Origin of the sequence: Actinomadura sp. B10D3 (assembly GCF_039871695.1) — a bacterium.
Lineage (GTDB): Bacteria > Actinomycetota > Actinomycetes > Streptosporangiales > Streptosporangiaceae > Spirillospora > Spirillospora madurae.
In genome coordinates this window covers 64,685-80,382 of record NZ_JBDPLY010000013.1, presented here as the reverse complement: position 1 = coordinate 80,382, position 15,698 = coordinate 64,685, and the positions used below count along the sequence as shown (strand labels likewise).

19 protein-coding genes are annotated in these 15,698 nt (G+C 73.3%); 8 read left to right on the top strand and 11 right to left on the bottom strand.

Annotated elements, in window-relative coordinates; genetic code table 11:
* Positions 1 to 4: 4 nt before the first annotated feature.
* The gene (locus ABGB11_RS20560; RefSeq protein WP_347635133.1) at positions 5 to 508 is read right to left on the bottom strand and encodes a hypothetical protein; all 504 of its coding nucleotides are present in this window, start codon (positions 506 to 508) and stop codon (positions 5 to 7) included.
* Positions 509 to 548: 40 nt separating this feature from the next.
* Here ABGB11_RS20560 and ABGB11_RS20555 point away from each other — a divergent pair, with 40 nt between their 5' ends.
* On the top strand, positions 549 to 1,487 hold the full coding sequence (locus ABGB11_RS20555; protein ID WP_347635131.1) for a CoA ester lyase: 939 nt from the start codon (positions 549 to 551) through the stop codon (positions 1,485 to 1,487).
* 54 nt (positions 1,488 to 1,541) lie between these two features.
* Complete coding sequence (locus ABGB11_RS20550; RefSeq protein ID WP_347635129.1) at positions 1,542 to 2,954, top strand: CPBP family glutamic-type intramembrane protease; 1,413 nt, start codon at positions 1,542 to 1,544, stop codon at positions 2,952 to 2,954.
* Here ABGB11_RS20550 and ABGB11_RS20545 read toward each other — a convergent pair.
* Entirely contained in the window at positions 2,949 to 3,338 is a 390-nt protein-coding gene (locus tag ABGB11_RS20545) for an NUDIX domain-containing protein (protein ID WP_347635126.1), read from the bottom strand. The two genes, ABGB11_RS20550 and ABGB11_RS20545, sit on opposite strands and share 6 nt — an antisense overlap.
* 83 nt (positions 3,339 to 3,421) lie before the next feature.
* Here ABGB11_RS20545 and ABGB11_RS20540 point away from each other — a divergent pair, with 83 nt between their 5' ends.
* From ABGB11_RS20540 to ABGB11_RS20525, 4 genes are read left to right on the top strand one after another with little or no spacing between them, the layout of a single operon-like run.
* Positions 3,422 to 4,069, top strand: coding sequence for a DUF6758 family protein (locus tag ABGB11_RS20540; protein ID WP_347635124.1), 648 nt, complete (start codon positions 3,422 to 3,424; stop codon positions 4,067 to 4,069).
* A gap of 22 nt (positions 4,070 to 4,091) precedes the next feature.
* Complete coding sequence (locus ABGB11_RS20535) at positions 4,092 to 4,955, top strand: PHP domain-containing protein (RefSeq protein WP_347635122.1); 864 nt, start codon at positions 4,092 to 4,094, stop codon at positions 4,953 to 4,955.
* A gap of 10 nt (positions 4,956 to 4,965) precedes the next feature.
* On the top strand, positions 4,966 to 5,667 hold the full coding sequence (locus tag ABGB11_RS20530; RefSeq protein ID WP_347635120.1) for an MBL fold metallo-hydrolase: 702 nt from the start codon (positions 4,966 to 4,968) through the stop codon (positions 5,665 to 5,667).
* 3 nt (positions 5,668 to 5,670) lie between these two features.
* Positions 5,671 to 6,639: a PD-(D/E)XK nuclease family protein gene (locus tag ABGB11_RS20525; protein ID WP_347635118.1), complete on the top strand. Its 969-nt coding sequence runs from the start codon at positions 5,671 to 5,673 to the stop codon at positions 6,637 to 6,639.
* On the opposite strand, the gene ABGB11_RS20520 is transcribed toward ABGB11_RS20525, so the two are convergent.
* Complete coding sequence (locus ABGB11_RS20520) at positions 6,636 to 7,544, bottom strand: oxygenase MpaB family protein (protein WP_347635116.1); 909 nt, start codon at positions 7,542 to 7,544, stop codon at positions 6,636 to 6,638. The two genes, ABGB11_RS20525 and ABGB11_RS20520, sit on opposite strands and share 4 nt — an antisense overlap.
* A gap of 150 nt (positions 7,545 to 7,694) precedes the next feature.
* On the opposite strand from ABGB11_RS20520, the gene ABGB11_RS20515 reads away from it, so the two are divergent.
* Positions 7,695 to 8,189 carry an Imm21 family immunity protein gene (locus tag ABGB11_RS20515; protein WP_347635114.1) on the top strand — a complete coding sequence of 165 codons (495 nt, stop codon included), beginning with the start codon at positions 7,695 to 7,697 and terminating at the stop codon, positions 8,187 to 8,189.
* 26 nt (positions 8,190 to 8,215) lie between these two features.
* On the opposite strand, the gene ABGB11_RS20510 is transcribed toward ABGB11_RS20515, so the two are convergent.
* The 7 genes from ABGB11_RS20510 to ABGB11_RS20480 all read right to left on the bottom strand — a co-directional run bounded on the left by ABGB11_RS20510 (position 8,216) and on the right by ABGB11_RS20480 (position 14,371).
* Positions 8,216 to 8,512, bottom strand: coding sequence for a hypothetical protein (locus ABGB11_RS20510; protein WP_347635112.1), 297 nt, complete (start codon positions 8,510 to 8,512; stop codon positions 8,216 to 8,218).
* Positions 8,513 to 8,517: 5 nt separating this feature from the next.
* The gene (locus ABGB11_RS20505; RefSeq protein WP_347635110.1) at positions 8,518 to 8,712 is read right to left on the bottom strand and encodes a DUF1059 domain-containing protein; all 195 of its coding nucleotides are present in this window, start codon (positions 8,710 to 8,712) and stop codon (positions 8,518 to 8,520) included.
* 143 nt (positions 8,713 to 8,855) lie between these two features.
* Complete coding sequence (locus ABGB11_RS20500) at positions 8,856 to 9,533, bottom strand: response regulator transcription factor (RefSeq protein WP_347635108.1); 678 nt, start codon at positions 9,531 to 9,533, stop codon at positions 8,856 to 8,858.
* Entirely contained in the window at positions 9,530 to 10,759 is a 1,230-nt protein-coding gene (locus ABGB11_RS20495; protein ID WP_347635106.1) for a sensor histidine kinase, read from the bottom strand. Before ABGB11_RS20495 ends, ABGB11_RS20500 begins: the two co-directional genes overlap by 4 nt.
* Before the next feature lie 7 nt (positions 10,760 to 10,766).
* A complete protein-coding gene (locus ABGB11_RS20490; RefSeq protein WP_347635104.1) occupies positions 10,767 to 12,956 on the bottom strand; it encodes an MMPL family transporter in 2,190 nt (729 codons plus the stop codon).
* Between the two features lie 361 nt (positions 12,957 to 13,317).
* Positions 13,318 to 13,713, bottom strand: coding sequence for a VOC family protein (locus ABGB11_RS20485; protein WP_347635102.1), 396 nt, complete (start codon positions 13,711 to 13,713; stop codon positions 13,318 to 13,320).
* Between the two features lie 43 nt (positions 13,714 to 13,756).
* Positions 13,757 to 14,371, bottom strand: coding sequence for a helix-turn-helix domain-containing protein (locus ABGB11_RS20480; protein ID WP_347635100.1), 615 nt, complete (start codon positions 14,369 to 14,371; stop codon positions 13,757 to 13,759).
* A 50-nt stretch (positions 14,372 to 14,421) separates the two neighbouring features.
* On the opposite strand from ABGB11_RS20480, the gene ABGB11_RS20475 reads away from it, so the two are divergent.
* Positions 14,422 to 15,372: an NADP-dependent oxidoreductase gene (locus tag ABGB11_RS20475; RefSeq protein WP_347635098.1), complete on the top strand. Its 951-nt coding sequence runs from the start codon at positions 14,422 to 14,424 to the stop codon at positions 15,370 to 15,372.
* Positions 15,373 to 15,376: 4 nt separating this feature from the next.
* Here ABGB11_RS20475 and ABGB11_RS20470 read toward each other — a convergent pair whose 3' ends face one another.
* Positions 15,377 to 15,646, bottom strand: coding sequence for a helix-turn-helix transcriptional regulator (locus tag ABGB11_RS20470; protein ID WP_347635096.1), 270 nt, complete (start codon positions 15,644 to 15,646; stop codon positions 15,377 to 15,379).
* Positions 15,647 to 15,698: the final 52 nt, after the last annotated feature.

Below are 15,698 nucleotides of genomic sequence, written 5' to 3'. Positions count from 1 at the left end.
GGGGCTACCGGTCGACCCGGCGGCGCTTGCCGCCGTACATGCGCGGCGGCGGCCCGGCCGTGGTCGCCGGGGTCGGCACCGGCCGGACGGTGGCGTAGTCGTCAGACGCCTCCACGGTCTCGTCGGACGGGGTGAGCCGGACGATCCACGACCCGGTGGCCCAGGCCTCGACCTGGCCCTCGTGGTCGGCGGCGTTCAGCCGCGCCTTGGCGAGGAGCGGCGCCACCTCCTCCCACAGCTCGGATCCGGGCTCGACCTGCTCGGCGTCGGCGACGAAGGACACCAGCCGCCCGCCCTTGTCCTTGCTGCGCAGGATCACCGTCACCTGCGCGGACTCCGGCAGCCCCGGGAGCGGCTGCTCGCCCTCCCCGCCCGTCAGGACGTAGGCCGAGCCGTCGTGCCACACGTGCCAGGCGGCGCGCGGCTGCGGCAGGCCGGGCAGTTCCAGCCACAGCAGCCCCGACTTCCTGGCCGCCTCCTCCACCAGCGCCCTGTTCAGCTGACCCATGCTCCGAAGCGTCTCACATCCGCCGATAGCATCCGGGGCCATGCGCTCTCGACGTACCACCCTCGCGGTCCCGGGCAGCAACCCCCGCTTCATCGAGAAGGCCCGGGGGCTCCCCGCCGACGAGGTCTTCCTCGACCTGGAGGACGCCGTGGCGCCGTCGGCGAAGGAGGACGCGCGCGGGACCGTCGTCGCCGCGCTGAACGAGGGGGACTGGGCGGGCCGGACCCGGGTGGTGCGCGTCAACGACCTCGACACGCCCTGGGCGTACCGGGACGTGATCGAGGTCGTGGAGGGCGCCGGCGCGAACCTGGACGCGATCATGCTGCCGAAGGTGTCGGACGCCACCCACGTCCAGTGGCTCGACCGGCTCCTCACCCAGATCGAGCGGGCGACGGGCCTGCCCGCCGGCCGGATCGGCATCGAGGCGCAGATCGAGGACGCCCGCGGCATGGTCAACGTCGACGCGATCGCGGCGTCCTCGCCCCGGCTGGAGGCCCTCGTCCTCGGCCCCGGCGACCTGATGGCCTCGATCAACATGAAGACGCTCGTCGTCGGCGAGCAGCCGCCCGGCTACACCGAGGGCGACGCCTACCACTACATCCTCATGCGCATCCTGATGGCGGCCCGTGCCAACGGCCTGCAGGCCGTCGACGGGCCCTACTTCAACGTCCGGGACGTGGACGCGTTCACGCGGGCCGCGCGGCGCTCCGCCGCCCTCGGCTATGACGGCAAGTGGGTGCTGCACCCGTCCCAGATCGAGGCGGGCAACGCCGTCTTCTCGCCGTCGCAGGACGACTACGACCGCGCCGAGCTGATCCTGGACGCCTACGAGCACTCGCTCGGCGAGGGGCGCGGCGCCGCCCGGCTCGGCGACGAGATGATCGACGAGGCGTCCCGCAAGATGGCCCTGGTCGTCGCGGTGAAGGGCCGTGCCGCCGGGATGGCCCGCACGAAGCGCTCCGAGCCGCCCGGGAACTGAACGCCACGTACGATTCGTCCCACGTAACGCGACGGTCTTCAGAAGGGGTCTCACGTGTCAGGACCAGGGGACGCCGACGGCTGGGCCCCGCTGGACCCCGACCTCGACCGCGAGGCGCAGGGGGATCCGCGGCCGGACGGCCCCGAGCCCGCCTCCCAGCCGCCGCGGCCGGCATGGCCGCCTCAGGCCGCGCCGCAGGCGTACGGGCCGGAGCAGGGCCAGGGGCATCCGACCGGGTCGCCGTACTGGCGGGGCGCCCCCGCCCAGCCCTACGGCACGGGCGAGTACGGCCCGTCACCGTACGCGCCGGGCCAGTACGCGCCGGGCCAGTACGCGCCGGGCCAGTACGCGCCGGGCCAGTACGGGACGGGGGAGTACCCGCAGTACGCGCCGGGCCGGTACGGGCCGGGGCCGTACGGCGGCGGGTACGGGATGCCGCCGGTCAAGCGGCCCTGGACCGTGGAGACGCCGGAGGGCGTCCCCTTCCACCGGATGGCGCGCAACGAGGTGCACCGGTGGTGGCGCCCCCTGGCCGGCACGGTGGGCATCGCCGCGGTCGGGATGGCCCTCGCGCTCGGGCTGATGATCATCGGGATCATCATCACCGTGGCGGTCACCGGCGATGCGCCGGAGCCCTCGGGGACCGACGTGGACACGGTCTTCGGGAACGACACCGCCGACCTCGCGTTCAACCTGGGCGCGCTGGCCATGTTCCTGCCGGTGGTGCTGGCCGCGGCCTGGATCGTCCAGCGGCGGCGGCCCGGCACGCTCTCGTCGGTCGCGGGGCGGCTGCGGTGGCGCTGGATGCTGGTCTGCTGCGGCCTGGCGATCCTGTTCTGCGCCGTGTCCTACGGGACGTCGATCATCGCCGCGACCGGTCTCGACGACCAGTCCGGCGGGGACGAGCACTGGGTCGGGTGGTCCCGCTTCCTCGGGCCGGCGATCGTCATCATCCTGCTGGTGCCGTTCCAGTCGGCGGCGGAGGAGTACGCGTTCCGCGGCTGGATGCTCCAGGCCGTCGGCGCCTGCACCCTGGAGACCGCCCGCGGACGCGCCGGACGTGGGGTCAGCGCCGTGTTCCGCACGCCGTGGCCGGGGATCGTCGTCGGCTCGGCGCTGTTCACGGCCGGGCACGGCTACACCGGCTGGGGCATCCTCGACATCTTCGCCTTCGGCGCGATCGCGGCCTGGCTCGCGGTGCGGACGGGCGGGCTGGAGTCGGGCATCGCGCTGCACGTGTTCAACAACCTGATGGCGTTCCTCTTCCCGGCCGCGGTCGGCGAGCTGGACATCGAGCAGGGAAGCGTCCCCTGGCAGGTCGTCGTCGCGGACGTCGTGCCGATGGTCCTGTACGCGGCGGCCGTCGTGTGGCTGGCGCGGCGGATGAAGGTGCGGACCGTCACGGGCGGCCCGGACGCGGACGGCCCGCCGGTGCAGGCCGCGACGGAGCGGGCGCACGCGTCATAGGACGCCCCAGAGGGCGAGCGCGTCGAGCAGCCCCGGGGTCATCGGGAGGTCGCGCAGGTCGTCCGGCGACGCCCAGCGCACGTCGGACGCGTCGTCCCCGGCGCGGAGCGTCCCGCCGACGACGGTCGCCATGTAGTCGTGGATGTCGTAGGTGACGCCGTCCGGCCCCGGCCTGCTCACCGAACCGGCCAGGGCGCCGACGGCGACGTCCAGGCCCGTCTCCTCCCGCAGCTCGCGGGCGACCGCCGCCTGATCGTCCTCGCCCGGTTCGACCCGTCCGCCGGGGATGGTCCACTGGCCCACGCCCGGCGGACGGCCGCGCCGGACGACAAGCAGCCGCCCCTCGCCGTCCCGGACGATCCCGCCCACGCAACGCACCCGCATGGCCCTATTTTCCCGCCGCTTTTCCAGCCGGGGACCGCCGCGCGCTTGACGGGCCGTGATATCGCCGCGCAGGGTGGTTAATCATGAGGGCCGAGCCCACCTGCCCGCGCTGCGCGGGCCCTCTCGGCGCGCCGAGCCTCTGGTCCAGCGACTGGACCTGCGGCGTGCACGGCGCCGTACTGCCGAGGCAGCCGTCGCGACGTCCCGGCCCCGAGGGGCTGGCGGCCGTGCTGCGCGACGCGAAGGTCCCCGTCTGGACGCCCTGGCCCCTTCCGCCGGCCTGGCTCATCACGGGGTTCACCACGGTCGGGGACGACCGGTCGGGGGCGCGGGCGACGGCGGTCGCCCTGTCCGGGCCGGGGCTGCTGCGCGGCCCCGCCGACATGGTGCTGATCGCCGAGGAGCCCGGGATCGGGCTCGGCGCCCACTACGCGGGGCTGGAGGGCGCGGACCCGGGCGAGGCGTTCAACGGCGGCCCGCCGCACGTGAAGCTGGAGGTCAGCGGGCCCGCGGCGACCTGCGGCCACTCGGTGCCGATGTGGGCGGTCGGCGACCGGCCCGACCGCGCCGTCTTCGTCGGCGAGGCGATGGGCCACTGGCTGTGGGCGGTGCTGTGGCCCGCCGACGCCGGGGTCCTCATGCTGGAGCACGAGACGCTCCTCGACCTGCGCGAGCCGGGGATGGAGCTCGACCTCCCCTACGGTGCCCACAGCCCCCGCGTCGACGAGTGACCGGACCTGGTGGGATGGGTCCATGCGGATCGATCTGCACAGCCACAGCGACGCCTCCGACGGCACGCGCCCGCCCGCCGAGGTCGTCCGGCGGGCGCGGGAGAAGGGCCTGGACGTCCTCGCGCTCACCGACCACGACACCGTCGCCGGCTGGGACGAGGCGGCGGCCGCCCTGCCGGACGGCCTGACGCTCGTCCCCGGCATCGAGCTGTCCTGCAACCAGGACGGCCGCAGCCTGCACCTCCTCGGCTACCTGTTCGACCCGGACGAGCCGGAGCTGGCCGCCGAACTGGCCCGGATCCGCGACGACCGGGTGATCAGAGCGCAGGGCATGGTGGACCGCCTCCGCGACCTCGGCGTGGACGTCACCTGGGGCATGGTCCGCGCGCTCGCCAAGGGGGAGGCGGTCGGGCGCCCGCACATCGCGCGGGCCATGGTCGAGGCGGGGGCGATCGAGACCGAGGACGAGGCCTTCACGTCCGCGTGGATCGCGCAGGACGGCCGCGCCTACGTCGAGCGGTACGGGCTCGACCCGGTGCGGGCCGTCGGGCTCGTCCGGGCCGCCGGGGGCGTGTGCGTCCTCGCGCACCCGCGGGCGCGCCGCGGCTACGTCGTCCCGGACGAGGTGATCGAGAGGCTGGCCGCCGCCGGGCTCGCGGGGATCGAGGCCGACCACCCCGACCAGGCCCCGCCGGACCGCGCCCGGCTGCGCGGCCTGGCCGCCGACCTGGGCCTCGCCGTGACCGGGTCCAGCGACGACCACGGCGCCCCGACCGGCGACCGGCTCGGCGCCGAGACCACCGCGCCGGACGCCTTCGCGGCGCTGCTCGCCGCCGCCACCGGCGGTGCTCTCCGAGTGCCCGATGGGGGCGCCGAAGCACGGTAGGGTGCCAAGCGTGGACGCGCGCATCGAACAGGTGGTGACGTCGGGGACGCTGACCCTCGACGACACCGAGTACGACGTCGAGAACAACACCTACCTCGTCGGCGACGACGACGAGGTCATCGTGATCGACCCGGCGTACGACGCCGAGGCCATCCTCAAGGAGGTCGGCGACCGCGAGGTCATGGCCGTGCTCCTGACCGACGGCAACGAGCACCATCTCAACGTCGTGCTGGAGGTCGCCGCCGCCGGCGAGGAGGACGAGGAGAACTGGGCGCCGATCGCGCTGCACCGCGCCGACCGGCTGCTGTGGCGCGACTACTTCGGCCGCCTCGCCAAAGAGGAGGAGGACGAGGACGACGCCAAGGCGCTGCGCTCCGTCGAACCCGACATCTGGCTGGAGGACGGCGGCGTCTTCGAGATCGCCGACGCCCAGCTGGAGATCGTGCACACCCCGGGCCACACCCCCGGCAGCGTGTGCGTGATCAGCGAGCAGCTCGGCCTGCTCTTCTCCGGCGACACCCTCCACCGCGGCCGCCCCGGCTCGATCGGCCAGGTCTACGAGGACCTGCGCAAGCAGCTCAACTCGATCGGCGCCCTGCTGACCCCGCTCCCCAAGGACCTGCGGATCCTGCCCGCCCAGGGCGAGGAGACCACGGTCGGCGACGAGGACGCCCGCTGGGAGACGTGGGGCAGCCTGGCGCAGGACGACTAACCGGTGGAGCAGCTGGGGTTCGAGGGGATGCCCCGGCGGCTGTACACGTGCACGCCGTCGCGGTTGAACGCGTGGCTCGACTGCCCGCGCCGGTACCGGATGACCTATCTGGACCGTCCGATGCCGCCGAAGGGCCCGCCGTGGGCGCACAACAGCGTCGGCGCGAGCGTGCACAACGCGCTGGCGGGCTGGTGGCGGCTGCCCGTCCATGAGCGGACGCCCGAGACCGCCGGGTCGCTGCTGGTCCGGGGCTGGCTGACGGACGGTTTCCGCGACGAGGCGCAGTCCGCCGAGTGGCGCGAGCGCGCCCGCGAGATGACCGAGCGGTACGCGGCCGGACTCGACCCCCACGACGAGCCGCTGGGCGTGGAGCGCACCGTCGCGACCCGCACCGACCGGATCGCGGTGTCCGGGCGCATCGACCGGCTGGACGCGCGCGGCCCCGAGCTCGTCGTCGTCGACTACAAGACGGGACGGCACATCCTCACCAGCGACGACGCCCGCGGTTCGCTGGCGCTGGCGATCTACGCGGTGGCGGCGTCCCGCGTGCTGCGCCGCCCGTGCCGCCGCGTCGAGCTGCACCATCTGCCGTCCGGCGAGGTGGCGGTGTGGGAGCACACCGACGAGTCGCTGGCCCGGCACATGCGCCGCGCGGAGTCGATCGCCGAGGAGGCCGCTGCCGCGGATGAGGCGTACAAGGCTCTTCCGGGGGGTGTGGGGGGTCGTCCCCCCACAGGAGACAAGGCTCTTCCGGGGGGTGTGGGGGGTCGTCCCCCCACAGGAGACAGGGGAGGCGCCCGCGTGCCTAGGCCGCGCGAGGGGGAGGTCGAGCACGGCCCGTTCGACGAGCTGTTCCCGCCTCGTCCGGGCAGCCTGTGCTCGTGGTGCGACTTCGCGCGCCATTGCCCGGAGGGCCGGGAGGCCGCGCCGCGCAAGGACCCGTGGGCGGCGCTTCCCGTGGACGTCGCCTAGGCCGGTGCGAGGGAGTGCCGGCTCGGCCAGCGGCGGGGGTCGCGCAGCCCGTACAGCCCCTTGCTGAGGTCGTAGCCTTCGGCGGCGAGCCGCTGCCGGGTCCGTTCGAGCATGTCGCGGGTGTTCTTGGCGAAGGCGTGGTCGTGCAGCCGTTCGGGCACCGAGTTCATCGCGAGGCGGAACGACTTCAGCGCGGCGGTCACGGCGGGCCGCGGGATCTCGGGAAGCGTCCCGTACATCTCGCGCGCCCAGTCGGGCAGCGTGTAGTAGCAGAGCGCTCCGAACGGGAAGTAGCCCGGCTTGCCCGGCGCGAGGAACCGGAGATTGTCCGGCATGGCGGGCCACATCAGGAACCGGACGGTCTCCGCCGCCTCCTCTGTGACCCTCAGCCGGGGGCGCATCTCCGCGAAGAACGCCTCCATCTCGGCGACGCTGCCGGGGACGTCCTTGGCGTGCAGCCCGACGAGCGTCGCCGACTTGCGCTGCTCGTCCAGATACCGGTCGGCCATGGCGCCGGTCAGCGGGAGCCCGGCGCGTCGCGCCACCTCCAGGTAGGAGTACACCTCGGCGCAGTGCACCCACAGGAGCAACTCAGGCTGGTCGAGCCGTTCCCGCCTGCCCGTGTCGTGGTTGAGGATCCGCAGGCTGCGGTGGATCTCCCGGACGCGGTAGGCGGCCTTCTCGACCTCCTCGGGGCTGCCGAACGTGCCGAGGCCGACGAAGTCGGAGGTGCGCTGGAGCCGGCCGAACGGATCCTCGCGGAAGTTGGAGTTCTGCCAGACCCCCCACATCGCCATGGGATGCAGCGCCTGAAGCATGAGGCTGCGCACCCCGCCGACCCACATGGATCGGTCGAGGTGCACGCGCCACGTGACGCTCTCGGGGGGTTGGACGGTCGCGGGCATGCACACACCTCCGTGAGACAAACTGAGGTAAGTGTGTCATTACCCGCTCGTCGCCGCGACACCGCCCCCGCCTCGGGGGGCACCTCGGCAATGCGAGACTGTCGGAGGCGCGGTGTACGGTGACGCCTCCGCTGAAGAGAGGCTGAGCCGATGGACTGGGTCGAGTCCGCTGGGGGTCCGCTGCTGGCCGCGCCCGTGTCCCGGCTCGCGCGCTGGGAGGGCGTCACGGACGACGACGGCCCCGTCGAGACATGGGGCGACTACGGCCGCGCGTGCGCCGTCGATGGCCACATCGGCCTGGTGAACATCGATGCCGGGCAGGCCCTCGTCCTCGGCGGGGAGCCCGCCACGACGACCTACCTGCCGGGCGAGCGCCTCTTCCTCCGCTGGGTCGCGACGAACTCCGAGGACGAGCTCGTTGCCGCGGCGAAGCGAGCCCTCCCGAGCATCACCTGGGACGAAGAGCTCGTCTGGGACGTCGACGGCCCGATCGTCCTGTTCGACTCGGCCTGGCCCGGCGCGACCCCGGAGCCCGGCAACCACCTGGCCATCGACCTGGCCCCCGGCCGGTACCGGGTCCGCGCCTCCTCCAGGCAGGACGACCGCAACTGGATGATCCTCGTCCAGCTGACCCCTGCGCCCTAGCCGCGCCGGTCCTCGCTATCGGCGGGTCACAGCGGTTCGTCCCGCACGACCTCCAGGTTCATGAACCGCGGCCCGCCGGTGCACAGCTCCTGCATCTCCCCGGAGAGCCTCTGCGTCTCGGGCAGGTCGCTGTTGCGCATCGCCTCCTCGTAGGAAGGGAACTCGACGATGTCCACGAAGTGCGTCGGGTTCTCGCGGTCCCGCATGTGCATCTCGTGCGTCGCCGTGCGCTTGCCTTCGGTCGCGGCGGCCCACTGGTCGAACAGCGGGTCCAGCTCGTCCTGGCGGTCGGTCTCGTACTCGATGATCTGAACGAAGGTCATGTGTCTCACCCCTGGGCCATAGCCTGCTCGTCCTTGAGGTGGGCGCGGACCTCGTCCCGCAGCTCGGGCGTGTCCGCGTGCCCATGCACCGAGACCGCGTGCTCGGCGGCGGCGCGGACGACCTCGTCCTCCTCGCCGCTGATGGTGAGCGTGCAGCCCGACTCGCTCGGCAGGTCCCTGCAGTCGGCCGTCTTGCGCATGGTTCCCCCTCACGGGCCCGGACCCGGCCCCGCGGGGATGCACGGCGGCGCCGGACGTCCGGCCCTGCTCCCGTCACACCGCCACACCGATGGCAACTCGCCTTCAATCGTGACATATGCCCACGTCAGAGGGAAGGTGCCCGCTAGGGGAGGCCGTCGGGGGCGGCGCGGACCAGGCCCGTCCGGTAGGCGATGACGACGAGCTGCGCCCGGTCGCGGGCCTCCAGCTTCGTCATGGCGCGCTGGACGTGGGCGCGGACGGTGAACGGGCTGAGGAACATCTGCTCGGCGATCTCCTGGTTGGACAGGCCGGTCGCGACGAGGGCCACCATCTCGCGTTCCCGCGGGGTGAGCACGGCGAGCCGTTCGGGGTCGTGCGGGACGCCGTCCGGTGCGGCCAGGAAACGGGCGACGAGGGAGCGGGTCGCGGCCGGGGACAGGAGGGTGTCGCCGTCGGCGATCGTGCGCACGGCGTCCGCCAGGTCCTCGGCCCCGATGCCCTTGCCGATGAATCCGCCGGCGCCCGCGCGCAGCGCCTGGGCGACGTACTCGTCGGTCTCGTACGTGGTGAGGATCAGGACGCGGCTGCCCCGCAGGTCCGGGTCAGCGCAGATCCGCGCCGTCGCGGTGATGCCGTCCATCTCCGGCATGCGGATGTCCATGACCACCACGTCCGGGCGCAGCTCCCGGGTGAGCCGCACCGCCTCCCGCCCGTCGGCGGCCTCGCCGACCACGGTGATGTCGTCGGCGCTGTCGAGCAGCAGCCGGAAGGCGCCGCGCAGCAGGGCCTGGTCGTCGGCCAGCAGTACCCGGCGCGTCATGACGGATCCCCGGCCGCTCCGCCGGTCCGCTGCGCCTTGGCGGGCGGGAGGGGCAGCTGGGCGGAGACGAGGAAGCCGCCCTCGGGCCGGCGGCCCGCGGAGAGCCGTCCACCGACGGCCGTGGCGCGCTCGCGCATCCCGATCAGCCCGTAACCGGGCGAACGGTCGCCCGACGCGGGCGCCGTCCGATCGCCGCCTCCGTCGTCGGCGACGGTGACGGTCACGCGGTCGCGGTTCCAGGCGAGGCGTACCCGGGCGCTGCCGGCGCCGGCGTGCTTGGTCACGTTCGTCAGGGCCTCCTGGATGATGCGGTAGGCGGTGAGGTCCACCCCGGGAGGCAGCGGCCTCTCCGTGCCCTCGTGGTGCACCGACACCTCCAGACCCGCGCGGCGGAAGGATTCGAGGAGCGTGGGGAGCCGGGACAGTCCGGGCGCCGGTTCGGCGGGCGACGCCGCGTCCCCGGACTGGCGCAGCAGGCCGACCGTGGCCCGCAGTTCGTCGAGCGCGTGGCCGGTCGTCTCGACGAGTTCGTCCAGGCTCTCGCGGGTCTGCTCGGGGCGGACGTCGAAGAAGTGGGCGGCGACCGTCGCCTGCGCGTTGGCCAGGGTGATCTGGTGCGCCACCAGATCGTGCAGTTCCCGGGCGATGCGCACCCGCTCCTCGGCCACCCTCCGGCGCGCCTCGCCGTCGCGGCTCTGCTCGGCCCGCAGGGCCCGCTCCTCCACGGCCGCGAGGTAGGCCCGCCGGTTCTGCGTCGAGTGGCCGAGGATGCCGGCCACCAGCGGGAACGCCGCCACGACCACCGCCCTGCTCGCGTCCTGCCACGAGAGGCCTCCGGACGTGAAGATCAGGTTGGAGGCGGTCAGCAGCGCCCCGGACGAGAGCAGGACCGCGCTCGCCGTGCGCCATTCCGCGCGCACGGCGAGCGAGTAGGCGGTGACCAGGGCGGGCGCCACGATGAGCGGGCTCATCAGCAGGCCCAGCGGCGCCACCAGCATGCCGATCACCGTCGTGGCCGCCATGACGGCCACGGGCGCCCTTTGCCGCGCCGGCAGCACGGCACAGGACAGCACCGCGACGAGGTAGGCGGCCGGAGGCGGCCACGACACCGACTCGTCGCCGACCTCGAGGATGCCGCCGAGCAGGCAGACCGCGAACGCCGCCGCCGTGATCGCCGTCTCCCGCCGCCACCCGCCGCGCGGCCGCGGGGCACCCGTGTCCGTCATGGCCGGCTCAGCGCCTGCCCGCGGCGGACACCGGCACGTCCGGCCGGGTCACGGAGGCCGGGAACCGCCTGCTCAACGCCTCACCCTCGATGTCCACGTTCGGCAGCACACGGTTCAGGGTACGGGGCAGCCACCAGGCCCGGCGGCCGAGCAGGGCCAGCACCGCGGGCGCGATCGCCATCCGGACCACGAAGGCGTCGAACGCGACCGCGGACGCCAGGCCGACGCCCATCGTCTGGATGGTCGGGCTGCTCATCCCGATGAACCCGGCGAACACGCTGGTCATGATGATCGCCGCCGCGGCCACGACCCGTCCGCTGTGCCGGAACCCGCTGACGATCGCCTCCGCGGGGGACGCGCCGTGGACGTGGGCCTCCCGCATCCGGCTGACGAGGAAGACCTCGTAGTCCATCGCGAGGCCGAACACGATCCCGATGATCAGGATCGGCATCAGCGACATGACCGGCCCGGTCTGCTCGATGCCGATCAGCTCCGCCGCCCAGCCCCACTGGAAGACGGCGACGACGACGCCGAAGGCGGCCCCCACCGACAGCAGGAAGCCGAGCGCGGCCTTCACCGGGACCAGGATCGAGCGGAACACCACCGTCAGCAGCAGCACCGCCAGGCCGATGACCACGATCAGATAGGGGAGCAGGGCGTCGGACATCGCCTCGGAGATGTCGATGTTCAGCGCGGTGGTGCCGGTCACCAGGACCACGGCGCCCGTCTCGGCCTCGACACCGGAGGCCGTCCCGCGGATCGCCTGCACCAGGTCCTTGGTCTCGGCGCTGTTCGGCGCCGTCCGCGGAATCGCGGTGAGGATGGCCGTGTCCTTGCCGAGCACCGGGTCACCGACCGACGCGACCCCGTCCACGCCCCGCAGGGCGTCGGCGACCCGCTCGGCGGCGGCGCGCGGGTTGGCGGCGTCCGCCATGTCGACCACCACGGTCAGCGGGCCGTTGAACCCGGGACCGAAGCCTTCCGACAGCAGGTCGTAGGCGCGGCGCTGCGTGGTCTCCACCGACTTGGACTCGTCCCCGGGCAGGCCGAGTTCGAGGCTCAGCGCCGGGACGGCGACGGCGCCGAGACCGAGCCCGGCGACCAGCAGCACGGTCAGCGGCCGGCGCAGCACGAACCGCGCCCAGCGGGTGCCGAGCCCGGCCCGGCCGGCGGACGCGCGGGCGGCGCGGGGCCGGATCCGGCGGTGGAGGAAGCCGAACAGCGCGGGCACCAGGGTCAGCGCGACGAGGACGGCGAGCGCCACGGCCCCCGCGCCGCCCACGCCCATCTTGGTGAGCTCGGGGATCCCGACGACCCCCAGCCCGACCAGGGCGATGAAGACGGTCGCGCCGGCGAACACCACCGCGGACCCGGCCGTGCCCACCGCCCGTCCGGCGGCCTCCTCCGCCTCGACGCCCCGCGCGAGCTCGTCGCGGAAGCGGGAGGTGATGAACAGCGCGTAGTCGATGCCGACCGCCAGCCCCAGCATCAGCACGAGGATGGCGACGGTGGACGTCAGGCCCAGCGGAGCGGCCAGCGCGGAGACCGCGCCGAACGCGATCGCCACGCCCCAGAAGGCGGTCAGCAGCGACAGCCCGGCCGCGACCAGCGACCCGAGGGCGAGGATCAGCACGACCGCCGCCACCACCACGCCGATGATCTCCGTCGTCCCGCCCGGCGCCTCCTCCGCGTCCAGGGCCGACCCGCCGATCTCCACGGTCAGCCCCGCGTCCCGGGCCTTCTCGGCGGCGTCCTCCAGCGCGCTCTTCGCCGACTCCGCCAGGTCGACACCGTCCACGGTGTAGGTAATCGTGGAGTAGGCGATGGTGCCGTCCTTGCTGACCGCACCGGTCTCAAAGGGGTCGGTGGTCGACGCGACCTGCTCACCCCCGTCCAGCGCCCCGACGGTGTCCTGGACGATCGCCTTGTTCTCTCTGGCCGTCACCCGCTGCCCGTCCGGGGCTTGGAACACCAGACGAGCCTCGGCGCCCTGGGCATTGCTCTGGGGGAACCGCTCGTCCAGCAGGTCGAACGCCTTCTGCGACTCGGTGCCGGGCATGGAGAGGTCTTCCTCCTCCGCGGTCGGCGCCAAGGCGGCGGCGGCCACCGCCAGCACCAGCGCACCCAGCCACAGAGCCCCCACGAGCCGGCGTCGGCGGAATGCCCACCGCCCGACCCGGTACAGATATTTCGCCATCTGTTGATCACTCCAGACACCACGAGGGGCAGGGGAAAAGCGCGGATCTCACGCGCCACCAACACTCCCCGCCGCCACCCCACCGCGGCATCGTCCCCAGCCCCCGTCTTCCCCTGGTGCACCCGAACCAGAGAAACCCGCCCTCTAGTGCATACGCACCAGCCCACCACCCCCGACCTGCACCTCAACGTTCCGGGCCAGTGGACCGGGATGACAGCACGCCATGCCGCCGGATTCATGACCGCACGGAAATCAGCCCGGGGACAGCTCGCAGCGAGGTGAAGCCGGTTCCCTCCGGGCGTCCTCGGAGACGGCGATGTCATTCGCGGGCATTTTCACCGCCTGACCCGCCGGTCTCGATTCAGGTCTGGTAGGGGGCCGGTTTCACCGTTCGGCGGAGGAGGCAGAACTCGTTGCCCTCGGGGTCGGCCAGGACGTGCCAGGGTTCCTCGCCGGTCTGGCCTACGTCGGCGGTGCTGGCGCCGAGGGCGAAGAGGCGCTGGAGTTCCTCGTCCTGGTCGCGGTCGACCGCGTTGACGTCGAAGTGGAGGGGGAGCTTGGCCTGCCTGGGGTCGGTGCTGGGGCTGAGGACGAGCGTGAGCCCGGGATCGGCCAGGTCGTTGCCGGGCGGGCCGATCTCGATGCTGCCGTCGTCGTCGGTGTCAAGGACGACGTAGCCGAGCACCTGACACCAGAAGTCCGCCAGGGTCTCGGGGTCCCGGCAGTCGAGAACCAACTCGGTGATGCGGCATGCCATTGGGGCACTCTACTGGCACGGTCCAGATCGGAGCCTCCTGGTTTCACCGGGCTACGAGCGGAAGGCGGGCGGGCGGGGGGAGCGGGGCCGGGGCGGGGTTCGCTCGGAACGACTGGAGCATGAGGGCCGTCAGGCGGCGTGAGGCCGCCACCCTCGCCTCGGGGGAGTCGGCGCGGATGCCCTCGTTCGCCATCAGGGTGAGGATGACGTCCTCCAGGACGAAGTCCTGCCGGAGGTCGCCTGATCGTTTGGCGCGCCGGACCAGTTCGAGCATCGCGGTGAGGGCGCGGTCGCGTTCGGCGGTGAAGTAGTCCGGGAAGCGCGAGGTGAAGGCGCGGGAGAAGCCGCGGTCGAGGGCGTGCATCTCCATGAGCTTCTCGATGACCAGGCAGAAGCCTTGCCAGGGGTCGGGGGCTGCGAGGCCCTCCTCGACGACCGCGGAGCACAGGGCCATCTGTTCGGCGAAGGCCGCGGTGTAGAGGGCCTCCTTGGTCGGGAAGTGCCGGTAGACGGTCGCGGGGCCGACGTCCGCGCGGCGGGCGATCTCGCGGACCGGGACGTCGAGGCCGTCGGTGGCGAAGGCCATGCGGGCCACGGCGAGGATGCGGGCGCGGTTGTCCCGCGCGTCCGAGCGCAGCTCACTCACTTGGGCCGTCACCACTCCCACTTTAGTTAAACGGACGGGGTGTTCCGTTACGGTCCGGCGGCATGAGAGCCGTTCAGTTTTCCGAGTACGGGCCGCCCGCCGTCATGCGGGTGGCCGAGGTGGAGGCGCCGCACGCCGGGGAGGGCGAGGTGCGCATCGCCGTGCGGGCGTCCGGGATCTCGCCGGGTGAGGTCCAGATCCGCTCCGGGCGGATGCGCGACGTCGTGCCGACCGGGTTTCCGTGCCGGACGGGCTTCGACGCCGCGGGCGTGGTGGACGAGGTCGGCGACGGGGTGGCCGGTGTCGCGATCGGTGACGAGGTGTTCGGCGTGACCGCGATGAGCCGGCGGGGTGCCAACGCCGACCACGCGGTCCTGGTCTACTGGGCGCCGAAGCCGGGCGCGTGGAGCTGGGAGGAGGCGGGCGGTGCCGCGGGGTCGGTGGAGACGGCCACCCGCGTCCTCGACCGGCTCGGGGTCGGTGCCGGGCACACCGTGCTGGTGCAGGGCGCGGCCGGTGCCGTGGGGACGATCGCCGTCCAGATGGCCTCTGCCCGCGGCGCCACCGTGATCGGGACGGCGAGCGAGCGCAACCATGACCTCCTGCGGTCGCTGGGCGCTCGGCCCACGACGTACGGGACGGGTCTGGTCGAGCGGGTCCGTGCGATGGCCCCGAAGGTGGACGCGGTGTTCGACTGCGCCGGAGGGGCGCTGCCCGACCTGATCGCGATCGCCGGGGACCCGGCGCGGGTGGTGACGATCGCGCCCGACTTCGGCGCGGCGTCCCTCGGCGTGCACATGTCGCACGGAGCGCCGGCCGAGGAGACCGGGGACGCGATGGGGGCCGCGGCCGACCCGATGGCGCTGCACGGTCTCGGGGTCGCGGTCGAGCTCGCCGGGCGGGGCCGGCTGCGGATCCCGATCGCGGCGGCCTTCCCGCTGGAGGAGGTCGTGGCCGCGCACGAGCTGAGCGAGACCCGCCACGCCAGGGGCAGGATCGTGCTGGTGAACTGACGGGTCAGGAGAGGGCTTCCAGGGGCACGTCGCTGCCGAGCCAGGTGGCCGCCAGCTCCTGCACCGGCACGTCGAGCGCCTCGCCGAGGCGGACGATCGTGCCGAACCCGGGGGAGGGCAGCCGGCCGGTCTCGATCTTGCGCAGGGTCTCCGGGGAGATGCCGGCCGCGCCCGCGACCTCCGCCAGGTCGCGGTCCGCCCGCGCGTGGCGCAGCAGGGCGCCGAGACGCCGGCCGGCCTCGATCTGTTCGGGCGTGAGCGGTTGGCGGACCATGGGCCCAGCGTAGGGTTGGTATTTCTATACCGTCAAGCACTACAGTGACGGT

Coding starts and splice junctions, on each gene's coding strand:
- ABGB11_RS20540 (WP_347635124.1), top strand. CDS start 3,422: ATGAGGGCCGAGCCCACCTGCCCGCGCTGCGCGGGCCCTCTCGGCGCG.
- ABGB11_RS20535 (WP_347635122.1), top strand. CDS start 4,092: ATGCGGATCGATCTGCACAGCCACAGCGACGCCTCCGACGGCACGCGC.
- ABGB11_RS20545 (WP_347635126.1), bottom strand. CDS start 3,338: ATGCGGGTGCGTTGCGTGGGCGGGATCGTCCGGGACGGCGAGGGGCGG.
- ABGB11_RS20475 (WP_347635098.1), top strand. CDS start 14,422: ATGAGAGCCGTTCAGTTTTCCGAGTACGGGCCGCCCGCCGTCATGCGG.
- ABGB11_RS20510 (WP_347635112.1), bottom strand. CDS start 8,512: ATGACCTTCGTTCAGATCATCGAGTACGAGACCGACCGCCAGGACGAG.
- ABGB11_RS20560 (WP_347635133.1), bottom strand. CDS start 508: ATGGGTCAGCTGAACAGGGCGCTGGTGGAGGAGGCGGCCAGGAAGTCG.
- ABGB11_RS20515 (WP_347635114.1), top strand. CDS start 7,695: ATGGACTGGGTCGAGTCCGCTGGGGGTCCGCTGCTGGCCGCGCCCGTG.
- ABGB11_RS20485 (WP_347635102.1), bottom strand. CDS start 13,713: ATGGCATGCCGCATCACCGAGTTGGTTCTCGACTGCCGGGACCCCGAG.
- ABGB11_RS20490 (WP_347635104.1), bottom strand. CDS start 12,956: ATGGCGAAATATCTGTACCGGGTCGGGCGGTGGGCATTCCGCCGACGC.
- ABGB11_RS20500 (WP_347635108.1), bottom strand. CDS start 9,533: ATGACGCGCCGGGTACTGCTGGCCGACGACCAGGCCCTGCTGCGCGGC.
- ABGB11_RS20505 (WP_347635110.1), bottom strand. CDS start 8,712: ATGCGCAAGACGGCCGACTGCAGGGACCTGCCGAGCGAGTCGGGCTGC.
- ABGB11_RS20495 (WP_347635106.1), bottom strand. CDS start 10,759: ATGACGGACACGGGTGCCCCGCGGCCGCGCGGCGGGTGGCGGCGGGAG.
- ABGB11_RS20520 (WP_347635116.1), bottom strand. CDS start 7,544: ATGCCCGCGACCGTCCAACCCCCCGAGAGCGTCACGTGGCGCGTGCAC.
- ABGB11_RS20470 (WP_347635096.1), bottom strand. CDS start 15,646: ATGGTCCGCCAACCGCTCACGCCCGAACAGATCGAGGCCGGCCGGCGT.
- ABGB11_RS20555 (WP_347635131.1), top strand. CDS start 549: ATGCGCTCTCGACGTACCACCCTCGCGGTCCCGGGCAGCAACCCCCGC.